An 11,792-nucleotide genomic window follows, 5' to 3' on the forward strand; every position below is an offset into this window, starting at 1 on the left:
TTCAGATTAATTTTCCACTTCTCGCCATGAAATAATACGGTCATTGCCTCTAAATAAACCAAAGGTTATCTGCCCTATCGGGTTATCATCAAAAGTACCATCTTGATTTTGCCAATCATATTTCAGCCAAGCAGGAACAGCATATTCAAACTGCAGAGAACCTCTTTGATAATTTTCATCATCCGCAGGCTCATCAGGCGCATTAAAAATAAACGATTTATATTCGCCATTTTCAAAAGAGATAAGTGGAACTGGGGTGATAACACTTGTATTATTTGGCGTAATTGGCTCGCCATCTGGGGTGTCTAATAAGCGATATTGCCAATCAACTAATGGGTCATAAAAACTACCTGATGTCACTTTACTGCCGTATTGTGGAATAAGGCAACTTTCATCGCTATTAGTTTCAAAACTAGTACCATTCCATTGTTGAGCTGTCATTGTTACCGGCAAGTTTTCTGTTTCAGGACCATAAGCATTGTCAATATGCCAACGACCAAAGCGAACATTAACCGTATTTGACTGAGCAAGACTAAAGCTCGGGTTAACAAAATAATCTGTTCCGCCAGCTGAAGGTTTTAAATTGATAGAATCGCCATCTTCAATAGTAAGAACAGGAATTTCAAATGAAGCATCAAAAGGCGCGACTAAACTGGTTGAGTTTCTCGTGTAAGTAAAATGATGATCCTCAGATAATTCATATTCAACAGAACCTTTGTCTATCGCAGTATTGTCAATAGAATCAGTGATATTACCATCCATAGTAACGACACCCGTCAAAGGTAAAGCATTGGCATGAGTTGAATTAACAACACCGAAAGTTACATCATCATTTGCTAATTTAACAAAACCGCCTCGATAGTTTTCAGTCGGGTTGTTCCCGGCATTATAAGCGGTAATCGTCAATGTAGGTCGTAATGAATCATAACGAATACTACCAATACCAGCAGTGGTTTGTCCGCTATACACCCAGTTTTCACTGTCACAAGTGGCACCATGATTTGCAATTAAGTTGCCAGCATGACCTGCTTTAATGGTTTGTCGATAATGATGAGGCGTAAACCGACCAATATCAATATCTTGTGCGGCAATAACTAAGTTTTCTCCGCCATAATTAATATCTTCTACATCCACATTAATCACGCCCACTTCGTCATATTGGCCATTAGCAAATGTTGAAATACCATATGTACCGGCATAGAAATCTTCCAAAATTGCATGACTAAATATTCCGCTTGCCGTCGAGCGTGATTGACCACTTGCATAGGTGAAAATTCCCTCAACACTACCAGCTACATTTGGTAAAACCCGTGTTAGTTTTAACTGTAATTGGCCATCACTTTGGCGATAGTTTTGGGTAATTGTATCTGCACTGTTATAAGCGGTTACGGAAAAAGCGAAGTTATCCCCTGCTTTATGCGTTGTCGTTGAGTCTTTATTACAACCGCCGACATCATCTTTACATGAAACGGCATCAATTTGAAAATAGCTAGGCCTGACCCAAAATGGTAATGAACTCCCCAGCAAACTCACGCCGGCCTCGTTATAACTAGCATGTAATTGAATTTGTCCTGCGTCTAAATATCGTGGAGCAGGGATAGTTGCGATACTATCATTGCCAAAATTTAATGTGACGCTTGATGAAGGAGTTGAACCTTTTACTATTGGAACCCCGTTTACTTCAAAACTGTTACCCGGATTTGTATTATTTGGCGTTTTGTTTTCTTGTGATAAATTCACATCAACATTACCGGTAAATAGCCCTTCACAAACACCATTATTACTATATAACGCTTGAATTTCTAACGTATTAAATATGTCTCCTGAGACTTGGTTATCAATGATATTATTGGCATTGCCGCCATTTAAGAAAACAAAGCCTGCATCAGCAAAATCCAAATCACAGCTCCCCGCACTGTTATCATTACAAACAGTTGCACTCACGGGCGCAATGGTCGGATTATTAATAGATAACACCACAGTTTCTGGCGTGGTATAGGCGATGTTTGTGGTGGTTGACCCCGTAAATGTGATGTTATTGGTAACAGCAGGTGCCCCCGTTGCCACCACATCTAAGGTTACTTCATCTGTACTTAACGTACAGCTGCCATCAAAAACATTAATACAAGCTTTAATTGTGATAGTTTCGGGTGCGCAGGTTAGGCCTTGACCGTCATGAATTATTTGATAGTGATTGATATTATTAACACAACCATTGTTGTCATCCATATCAGCACTGATTTCCGTTTGGCTTAACACCCGCGGATAAATGCGCACTTCGTCAAATTTACCGTTTGCCGATGTTCGCGAAGGCAAAGAACCATTCCCATTAGCGGAATAAGTAGAAGCGTTGTCACCAAAAACAATTGAACCTAAATTACTCATACTACCATTGGTATTTTGGCTTTGTTGTGTTCTTAAGCTGCCATCGACGTATAGCTCAAAGGTGTCAGATTCATAATCCCACGTCACCGTTACATAATACCAAGTATTCGCCGAACGAGCACCCACAGACGGCTCTTCGATACTAAAATCAGAATCTACACTATCTTCAAAGGTAAAGCGTAAACGGCCGCTAGATTGGAGCTCTAAAGCAAAGTATTTATCTGAAGCTGAACTACCAACACTGGCATCAAATAAGGTGCGTTCTCCGCCGTTATAGCCCCCTTGATCCCATGCAGTATTACTATTAAACCAAAAACTAATTGTACCTTTGATGCCGACATCATCATCTAAATCCAGCGAAGAAATAAAAGCGTTATCTGTGGTTGATGTGCTATTCGTGCCGTTACTGTCAAAAGCGCGACAATATTTTCCCGCAGCAATTGAAAGACCGTTGCTATTACTGGCGTGGTTATCAAAGCCACTGCTATCAACGATACCTGATGAAAAGTCTGTTTGTTCAAATCGATATAAGGCTATGGGATCGAGACTACAATTAATCGCATCACGCGTCGTGCCGTCGTAGTTATTTTCTGCGAGTTGATTATTATAAATAGTGGCAATTTGTGACGTAGATAACGCTACATCGAAAACCATAAATTCATCAAGTGGCGCACGAAAACCTTGCGCACTCGACGAGCCGACAGAATCATAAGAAGTGCCTATATAGGCTAAGGTTCCACTAGGCTTTCGAGCGATTGTATCGACAAGAACGCCATCGATATACAGATCTGTTTTCGAACCACTATAATTCAACACCATGTGATGCCAGTTATCATCAAGTGAAGAAAATGAATAACTGCCATTGGTAGAACTACTGCCATCATAAACACCCCAGCGCCAACTATTATTTCGATCTAGATACAATAAATCGCCACCGCCTTGCATAGCACCTAAAACAAAATATCGACTATTGGTTGTCGAAGTAGGCTTTTTAAACCAAGTAGAGACACTAAAAGAACTCGGCACAGGAATAGACGTGGTGAAATGATGACTGTAATGCGAAATATCTGCTGCACTTTCAACCACCCCGGTTGTTAACGATTCAAGTGTATTTTGGCTAGTGGCAGAATAACTACCTGTTTGGTCAATGGTATCGCCATTTACACCAGAATATGAACATTCATCAAAATGAAAGTTAGCGATAGGATCAGCATCAGGTAATACAGGACAAGTACGCGCACTGCCATCATAACCTAACCCCGCATTTTGATTGTTGTAAATTTCCTCTATTTCATCTGTAGAAATAGCAGAATCAAACACCACTAATTCATCAATAAGTCCTTCCCAGCCTTGGTTTGGATCAAAACCACCACCAATTCTGTCTTGTTCTTGACCAAGAATTAAACTTTGAATATTTAATGTAGTTGATTGTAAGGTTTTACAGCCTTGAAGTGCATTATCTTTATATAAACAGTTTTGCGTTCCTGAACGTGTCCACACCAGATGATGCCAGTTATCATCAGCAATAGTACTTGTTGCAATGTCAGTATTTTGTCCTCTTAGAAATGGGCGAAACAAGTTATTATTAACAAACCAAAACATCAATTCATTGGCGCTATCCGAACCGGCGCCTGACAATATAATTTGATTATTTGTTTTCGTTGTTTTCGCCCATACAGAGACGGTAAAATCAGTTTTTGCATGTAGGACGCTTTCATTTAATTTAATATAATCTGCAGTTCCGTACGCTGAAAAATCAGCCGCATTACAGACCTTACCTAGCACAGGTTGTGTTGCGAAGGCTTGACCATGAAAGCCACCAATACTATCAATCACTTCATCGCTTGAACTATCGTAGCTAGTTTCATCAAAGCGATATTCAGCTAATGGCTTATCTTTACCTTCACACATACCATTAAAATCAGCGTTATTGATAAAGCTTTCATCATAATTAAAGCTAGCAGAGCCGCTAGCAGAACCGACTGAAGCTAAAGCGCCGTTAAAAGTTCCATTATTAACGGTTAAAGCCCCCTTCACATAGATGATAGCGTTTATTAATGTGTTACTCCCAGTTATCGATAAACTACCATCAACAATAATAATTAAATCTTCCGGGTTACCGTTTTCATTTATCTTGACGTTTTGCCATGAAACAGAGCTACGAAAAAATAAGCGAGCCGTAGTTTCCCCGCCAGAAATTCCCCCAACATAAATTTGGCCATTATTTCCGACGGTTGAACCTAAATAGTAATTATCACCGCGTGGCAAGGTTGTTCCATTTGTAAGATAAGCACCTGAATTATTTATAGGAAAATTACTTAATTGCTCATTAGAAGAGTTTGCTTGGTTATAGTAATCAGGAAAAACTGACAAGCATTCTGAGGCATCTACTGCAGCATGGAATAAGATAAAAAATAACAACGGTGTAAAATAACGTGCAAGCATTTAAAGCGGCCCTAGCGTCAAACTTATTTATAACTATACGCTAAAGTTACTCTTTACCCTAAATTTTCACAAGTAACAGCTTGTATTTATGTAGATATTTTCATTTTTCTTTTACGCATAAAAAAAGCCTTGCGTCCTGCAAGGCTATATTTCATGAAACGGGATACTACTAAATTATTATTTTACGAATCTTTTTCTTAACGACAAAGCAATTAAAGCAAATGAAAATATCAGCAATGTCGCAGGTTCAGGTACTTTTGTAGCAACTGCATCTGGGCGCTTAGAGGCTTCACGAACATAGAAAGTATCAGCAAAATCAAGACCTGCACCTAAGCCTTCAAATGCACTACTAATTAGACCTGCAACAAAATCTGAAGTAGTAACGGCGTCAGGTTCAGCAATACTTGAAGATAATCCGGTAAAACCAGTATTCCAATATTTTACCGCTTCAATGTACTCGCCTGTTTCTTCATTAAAAAAGGCTTCAACGCCTAAATTACGTAACAACTGTAATTGCCAATCTTGTGCTTCTTGCCAGTTTAGTTGAAAGTCTGCTGATAAAAGCTGATTGTCATAAATAGTATCACCATCACTATCCCAATACTCTGTATTAACAGGTGATGCCCACACATAATCCCAATCACCGATATTAATAAAATTAATATCAAGTAAATCTGACGTCAGTTTATCTTCAGTATAATCACCTGAGTAATCAACAAAAAGAATAGACGCATATGATGCGTTTGAAACAAATAATGACAGTACAAATAAAACGCTGATAGTAAACTTAAACATTAAAGAAACCTCGTATTAATGATTAGACAACTCTACAATTACCTATAACAATGCAAACCTTATACCAAAAACAAAAACACACTAAAAATCAACAATATAAAAAATAGAGTTTGTTAAGCTAAAACAAAGTGTAAAAAGTTTTTACACTTTTTTGTTAAATAGCTGTTACAAAGATCTTGCCTGCACTTCTAACGTTCTTGAGGTTATTACCCCAGCTACGTCGCATTGTCCTGTACTAGTTATCGTGTAATAACGTGTCCCCAACACGTCTATATCTGTACAGCTAATTGGGAAAACAAGGTCACAGTTTTCCAAGCCTGGTGCATTACTTATAAATTGTGCTTCATTGGTTGGAGTATTTAACACTGCAGCACAAGTTAGTTGATTAGTATTATTAAGGGGGAATAATTGCTGTAATTGCCATTGTAGGCCAATTTGTGCCGCGTTATAGGCACGAGTGCCTAACACTTCATAGACAATACTGTCAGAACTTGAACGCATCATCTTAACTAATGCCGCCCCTAACATTGAAATAATCACAATCACAAAAATTGCAATCACCAGTGAACTGCCACCTTGTGCTGTGCGAGTGCTAACGAAATTAGTTTTCATTTTCGATAAGTTTGAAATATTAAGGAACATTTGGCACCTGTATCTCGTTGTTAAACGTTACTTGTTCACCACTTTCTTCGCCATTGACACCAAATTGTAAGCGTACTTGAATGGTTGCATTTCTCGTTTGCGTCGCTTCTGTCACTTTAAAGGCTGCCATATTATTCGTGCTGTAGTAATTTAAAATATCATCGGCCATTACCGAGCTATTACCCGATGCACTTCGGATTAATTGAGTACCTACCACACAATAACTGACTTCATCTCCATAGAAAAAAATTCTTTGTGTGGGTGAGTCATTCGCAAAACTTACTGGCGAAGAAAAACTTAATACCCAAGGCGTGGCTGTTTTATCTATAGGTAACGTAAACGGATGGTATTTAGTATTTACCGAAGGCTCAAAATCCGTCGCCATTAATGGGTAAACAATAACATTGTTAGCTAAAGCAACAGTATTATCATCAAAGGGGATTATGGTTATTTCATCGTTATCGGCTTCTGGGGAAACCGGTATGTCGATATAAACCGTACTAGCAATGGTTGGGTAAAACGATAAACAATTCCCGTTAGCGTTAACTTCTTTAACACTATTAGGTACCGCATGACGTACTTCTCGATTTAATCGTTCAATAGCAAAACGAGCAGACGAAACTAATTGATCACGAGCACTGGTTTCAGTAAAAATACGGCTACCAAATTGCAAAAAATTACCCATACCAACGGCAAGGATCCCCAGAATAATAATCACAGTGACTAACTCAACTAAGGTAAAGCCTGATTGATATTTAGAAGGGAGGCGATGCATTAGAAGTTTGCTCGATACGTTGAAAAAACAATATCAAAACCTGTTGGCGTGGTCACAGTAACTTTTATAAGTTTTGCAATATCAGTACTGGCATCACATTCACCATTATAATCACCATCGTTACACACAGCCACATCAACGCCATAACCTACATATAAAGCAGCAAGTGTATTATCATTTAACGAATTTTGTATGACATCCCCTTTATTAATTTCATTATAATCATCAACGTCATCGTAAGTGGCTCTTGTTTCTCCACTATCAGCACCCATTGTTGTACTACATGCAGGTGCAGACACTTCGCCACAACGAATTAAGCCACCCGTTTTATCCGAGTTTTCATCAAAGGCTTTTTGTTGAATTTCATTGAGCATTGACTGACCCAGCTCTGCCGCTTTAATTTGATGAAGTTGATCAGCGCTTTGCTCAGTCATCGGATAAATCAAGGTAAGTAACACTGAAAAAGCTATCGACAACACCACAATGCCAATGACCGTTTCAATTAAAGTAAAGCCATTTACCATTCTAAGTGTATGCCTACGGATATTTAAACGACCGAATTTAGGATGCATGAATGTATCCTTCAGGTTCTATGGTAATGGTTAAGGTTTCTTCACCAACAACATAAATTTCACAGGTTGCAGCACAACCTTGAGGCCGGCCCATTTGATCAAATGAAAAGACTCCAGTATCGCTATAACTAAAAGTAACTGAATGTTCAGCATCTACTTTTACGCTGGTTACTTCACCGGCTTGCGCATCAGACCATTGACTTGTATCGCAATTGTTCGCATTGGCTGTATCGGTTTTAAGTAAACCGATTATTTTTTTATCTGTCGATATTTTGATTTGCCGACAAATATCAGTATCAACGGTTTGTTGCATAGCACGCAGCTGAATATTACGAAGCGTAGAAATCACTTCAGTGCGATATGCATAAGCCTCGAAGCCATTTGAAGTAAACATCCGAGGGACAATTGTTACCGATAAGATGCCTAAAATAATGATAGTCACCAATAACTCAATCAAGGTAAAACCTTTGGTAGTGAGTCTTGTGCTGTCAAAAAATTTAAGCTTCATAAGAACATGACTTAGTTATAAACAAGGGTTAACACCAATAACTGGCTTGGTATTAGCTCCTGTAGATCGCGTATAGTGCACTATGCAAGCATCACTTGTTGAAGTAGGCACCGTTTCACCTTTTCTATAAATATATACTCTGGTTGAATCGGTGGATTTTTGTATGCTAAAAGCATCAGTGTCGTAATCGATTAATTTTTTCCATTCAGTATCAGTACCCAGAGGATAACCATAATGAGTAAAAACTGTCACTCCTCCGGGTAAAGTTATCGACGGTAATGCTGGAAATGCAAAAGCTTCGTTATGAATGCCTTTTACAATCGCTTTACCGTAAACTAAAGCCGATGCCCCTTCCATCGAGGCTTTCACTGCTTGTAAAGTCGCCGTGTGCGCATCCGCTTCTAAATTAATAAATTTTGGAGCCGCCGTTGCGGCTAAAATGCCAAGAATAACGATAACCACCACTAACTCTATCAGAGTAAAACCTTTACTTTTCATTAACCGTTCGCTTTATCTATTCATTAAAAAAGGAGAGCAATGCTCTCCTTTGAAGATATCAAATTTTACCATAATGGCAAGATTTAACAGCCCGATGTCTCAAACGTTATTGCAGGCTTAATATTTGAATCAGTACTTTCTACATATGACACGTAACAGTTAGCAGTCACCGCAGCAGCCGCAGTTAATGCAGGATCAACAGTAGGATACCAGACAATTCGCCCATTTGTTGCTGTTGTGCCGTCAGTTGCCGATAAAAAGTTAGCTGCATCAATATCTAAAATTGCTCCCCATGTGGTTGCATTTGCATCACCATTTTCAGGCCAGCCATCCACTAAACCTACTGTAGCACCATTTATTGTTATAGTAGATGCTCCGCTAACATTGTTACTAATTAAAGCTTTTGCATGAACCATATTAGTTGCACTATCTACAGATCCCTTAACGGCTTCAATTGTTGCGCCAGTCGCATCACTAGTTAAGTCGATAAATTTAGGTGCTGCTGTGGCCGCTAAAATACCTAAAATAACAATAACCACCACTAATTCTATTAGGGTAAAACCTTTAGCTTTTGTATTTATATTTGATAAGTTTTTCATAAACCTGCCTTATTTTTAATGAAAATAATTTATTTAATCTTTATTTAGTATTGATTGATTAATTGTTAATTGTAATTGCCACTGTGCTTGAAGCAGGGTCATAGGTAAAGTTATTACCTTGAGCTGTGCTTGTTGGTGTTGCATATGAGCCACCTGATTTTGGTAATGACTCTTTTAAATAAAAGATACACGTATTATTACCGTTACTACCCGTACCTACCGATTGCACAACAAAATAATCAATATTAGCACCGTTATTTAAGTCAGCAGCCGTATCAGAAATTGACGGTGGTTGCGCTAGAATATTATTCCATACTTCGATACAACGAGTCGTATTCATATTACCGTTATTTGCACCTGTTGTGGTTAAACCCATAGGGTAACCTGGTCGAAACGCATTGGTATTCGTTGCTGGTGTTGTTAAGTACAACGCTGAACCATCATAGTTCACAAAGTTAGTGTTAGTGTCTTGCGGTCGGCCTTCTGCTTCCCATTGAGCACGCGTCAATGATACAGCGGTTGCAAACCCTCCTGCCATGCCTTCAATATTAGCTTGCTTGGCTTGATCGGTAAGATCAAGAAATTTAGGAATAGCTGTTACCGCCAAAAATCCTAAAATAACCACAACAATCACTAATTCTATAAGGGTAAAACCTGACTGTTTTTTCATATCAACCTCTAATATTCTTCACTAACAATCTTATCTAAATTGATTCTAACAACGTTTAGCTTGCTAAGTCACTTAATTCATTAACAAGTTTTACATTATTTGGTAATTTTATGCTTTTCAGTAACAATGTCTACCTTCATCAATGACAACTACAGGTAGTTTACTTCACTCACTTTCCCATTTTGCATATCGTAATCAAAGCTTACCCCTGAAGGTAAAGTATAACGGCACGTGTTAGTAATCTTATATTCATCCTGATTGGTCGTACTTTTCTTCGTGTTTATTTCTAGCACCGCAATCGGCTGATTCATAAAATATAAATCGGTTGTCATTAACGCAAACCAAATTTTCTTACATTTTTCATTTTTATCATCAACGTCAATCCAACCTTGTGAATTTATTTTCAATATGACATTTGGTTTATCTTTTTCTTTTAAGATAATTTCATCTGGCTGTCCGTCCATAAACCACTGTGCCCTAATTGCTAAAACACTAGCCGAAAAGTTACGGGCAACAGCATCAAAACCTACTTCAGTTAACTGTTGCTCTTGTTTAAAAAAGTAATAGATAAAACTCGCCATCAATACTGCGATTAACGCAATAATAAGGACATTTTCGCCAAGCGTTTTTCCACGGTTACTCCCCTCGGCACGCTTCACTATTATTTTCCTTTAAATGCCGACATCATATCCCACATAGGTGTAAATATACCTAATGCTAGAATCAATACCATTGATGCTACTATCGCTATTAGTATAGGTTCAATTTTTGCGGTAAGCGTACTTAATTCATAATCGACTTCTCGCTCGTAATAATCGCCAACTTCTTCTAGCAATTCATCTACTCGACCAGTTTCTTCACCTACGGCTATCATTTGTAACACTAAAGGAGTAAATAGCTTACTGGCAACAGCAGAGCGTAATAAACTTTCGCCGCTTTCAATCCCCGTTCGCATAGCAATAATTTTTTCACTCATATACGTGTTATCAACCGCGTCAGAAACAAGTGTTAAGCCGGAAGTCATCGGAACCCCTGCTTTTAAGACAATTGCAAAACTATGCGAAAAACGAGATAGAATTGAACGTTCAATAATAGAACCAACTATGGGCAATCTTGTTTTTATTCTATCCCACTGATATAGGCCTTTTTCTGTTTTTAAATAAGCTCTTAAACCAAAGAAAACACCTAGTAAAACCACCAATAAATGCGGCCAGTAATCTAAGAAAAAATTAGAGCTTGAGATCAGAGCTTTCGTTGCCCAGGGTAAGTCAGCGCCTAATTTTGAGAACATATTCGCAAATGTAGGGATCACAAAAATATTTAAAATAACGATAGCAATGGCAATTGCACCTAATACGAATGAAGGATAACGCAACGCAGTTTTAATGCGTTTTCGGGTGTCTTGTTCTCGCTCAAAATAACTCGCTAATTTACTAAATGCTTCGTCAAGTTGACCGGTGTTTTCACCAACATGTACCAATGAAACAAAAAGTGGTGAAAATAATTTGGGGTGTTGATGTAAGGCTGAAGAAAGTTCATAGCCGCCTTCAAGCTGAGTGGCTATTTCAGCTAACGCCACTTTAAGCTTTGGTGAGTTACTTGATTCTGCCATGCCGTTTATAGCACGTAGAATCGGCACGCCCGAACGAACTAATGCATACATTTGTCGACAAAAAACAATTAAGTCGTCCAATGAAATAGCTGAAAAACCTAACAATTCACCTATATCTATATCAGCAAGATCACCCGAACTATTAACCACTTTTTTTGCTGCTTCAATTGAAACTGGCACAATTTGTTGACGTGATAATTGTTCCGCTGCGGCATTTGCATTCGGAGCATCAATAGAGCCTTTAACCTGTGCTCCTTGTGAGTTTCGACCTATATAGCTAAAAGCTGCCAT

Annotated in this window: 11 protein-coding genes; all 11 read right to left on the reverse strand. The window is 38.4% G+C overall.

The window, feature by feature from the left end:
• Positions 1-6 precede the first annotated feature (6 nt).
• The 11 genes from Q4493_RS02965 to Q4493_RS03015 all read right to left on the reverse strand — a co-directional run bounded on the left by Q4493_RS02965 (position 7) and on the right by Q4493_RS03015 (position 11,792).
• Positions 7-4,830: a LamG domain-containing protein gene (locus Q4493_RS02965; protein ID WP_303449292.1), complete on the reverse strand. Its 4,824-nt coding sequence runs from the start codon at positions 4,828-4,830 to the stop codon at positions 7-9.
• Positions 4,831-5,007: 177 nt separating this feature from the next.
• Positions 5,008-5,625 carry a PEP-CTERM sorting domain-containing protein gene (locus tag Q4493_RS02970; RefSeq protein ID WP_303449293.1) on the reverse strand — a complete coding sequence of 206 codons (618 nt, stop codon included), beginning with the start codon at positions 5,623-5,625 and terminating at the stop codon, positions 5,008-5,010.
• Positions 5,626-5,790: 165 nt separating this feature from the next.
• Positions 5,791-6,267 (reverse strand): hypothetical protein, encoded by a 477-nt coding sequence (locus tag Q4493_RS02975; protein WP_303449294.1) that lies wholly within the window; start codon positions 6,265-6,267, stop codon positions 5,791-5,793.
• Entirely contained in the window at positions 6,257-7,042 is a 786-nt protein-coding gene (locus Q4493_RS02980) for a PilW family protein (RefSeq protein WP_303449295.1), read from the reverse strand. The genes Q4493_RS02975 and Q4493_RS02980 overlap by 11 nt, the downstream gene beginning before the upstream one ends.
• Positions 7,042-7,614 carry a prepilin-type N-terminal cleavage/methylation domain-containing protein gene (locus Q4493_RS02985; protein ID WP_303449296.1) on the reverse strand — a complete coding sequence of 191 codons (573 nt, stop codon included), beginning with the start codon at positions 7,612-7,614 and terminating at the stop codon, positions 7,042-7,044. Before Q4493_RS02985 ends, Q4493_RS02980 begins: the two co-directional genes overlap by 1 nt.
• Positions 7,604-8,122, reverse strand: coding sequence for a type II secretion system protein (locus Q4493_RS02990; RefSeq protein WP_303449297.1), 519 nt, complete (start codon positions 8,120-8,122; stop codon positions 7,604-7,606). The genes Q4493_RS02985 and Q4493_RS02990 overlap by 11 nt, the downstream gene beginning before the upstream one ends.
• Positions 8,123-8,137: 15 nt before the next feature.
• Positions 8,138-8,620: a type II secretion system protein gene (locus Q4493_RS02995; protein ID WP_303449298.1), complete on the reverse strand. Its 483-nt coding sequence runs from the start codon at positions 8,618-8,620 to the stop codon at positions 8,138-8,140.
• A gap of 83 nt (positions 8,621-8,703) precedes the next feature.
• A complete protein-coding gene (locus tag Q4493_RS03000) occupies positions 8,704-9,219 on the reverse strand; it encodes a type II secretion system protein (RefSeq protein WP_303449299.1) in 516 nt (171 codons plus the stop codon).
• A 58-nt stretch (positions 9,220-9,277) separates the two neighbouring features.
• Entirely contained in the window at positions 9,278-9,889 is a 612-nt protein-coding gene (locus tag Q4493_RS03005; protein ID WP_303449300.1) for a type II secretion system protein, read from the reverse strand.
• A 149-nt stretch (positions 9,890-10,038) separates the two neighbouring features.
• A complete protein-coding gene (locus Q4493_RS03010) occupies positions 10,039-10,548 on the reverse strand; it encodes a hypothetical protein (protein WP_303449302.1) in 510 nt (169 codons plus the stop codon).
• 2 nt (positions 10,549-10,550) lie between these two features.
• Positions 10,551-11,792, reverse strand: a complete 1,242-nt coding sequence (locus Q4493_RS03015) for a type II secretion system F family protein (RefSeq protein ID WP_303449303.1) — start codon at positions 11,790-11,792, stop codon at positions 10,551-10,553.

The sequence above is a fragment of the Colwellia sp. 1_MG-2023 genome, from assembly GCF_030546755.1.
GTDB lineage: Bacteria > Pseudomonadota > Gammaproteobacteria > Enterobacterales > Alteromonadaceae > Thalassotalea_H.

What these genes read in the sequence shown, in the direction of transcription:
- Q4493_RS02965 (WP_303449292.1), bottom strand. Translation starts at nt 4,830, where the DNA reads ATGCTTGCACGTTATTTTACACCGTTGTTATTTTTTATCTTATTCCAT.
- Q4493_RS02970 (WP_303449293.1), bottom strand. Translation starts at nt 5,625, where the DNA reads ATGTTTAAGTTTACTATCAGCGTTTTATTTGTACTGTCATTATTTGTT.
- Q4493_RS02975 (WP_303449294.1), bottom strand. Translation starts at nt 6,267, where the DNA reads ATGTTCCTTAATATTTCAAACTTATCGAAAATGAAAACTAATTTCGTT.
- Q4493_RS02980 (WP_303449295.1), bottom strand. Translation starts at nt 7,042, where the DNA reads ATGCATCGCCTCCCTTCTAAATATCAATCAGGCTTTACCTTAGTTGAG.
- Q4493_RS02985 (WP_303449296.1), bottom strand. Translation starts at nt 7,614, where the DNA reads ATGCATCCTAAATTCGGTCGTTTAAATATCCGTAGGCATACACTTAGA.
- Q4493_RS02990 (WP_303449297.1), bottom strand. Translation starts at nt 8,122, where the DNA reads ATGAAGCTTAAATTTTTTGACAGCACAAGACTCACTACCAAAGGTTTT.
- Q4493_RS02995 (WP_303449298.1), bottom strand. Translation starts at nt 8,620, where the DNA reads ATGAAAAGTAAAGGTTTTACTCTGATAGAGTTAGTGGTGGTTATCGTT.
- Q4493_RS03000 (WP_303449299.1), bottom strand. Translation starts at nt 9,219, where the DNA reads ATGAAAAACTTATCAAATATAAATACAAAAGCTAAAGGTTTTACCCTA.
- Q4493_RS03005 (WP_303449300.1), bottom strand. Translation starts at nt 9,889, where the DNA reads ATGAAAAAACAGTCAGGTTTTACCCTTATAGAATTAGTGATTGTTGTG.
- Q4493_RS03015 (WP_303449303.1), bottom strand. Translation starts at nt 11,792, where the DNA reads ATGGCAGCTTTTAGCTATATAGGTCGAAACTCACAAGGAGCACAGGTT.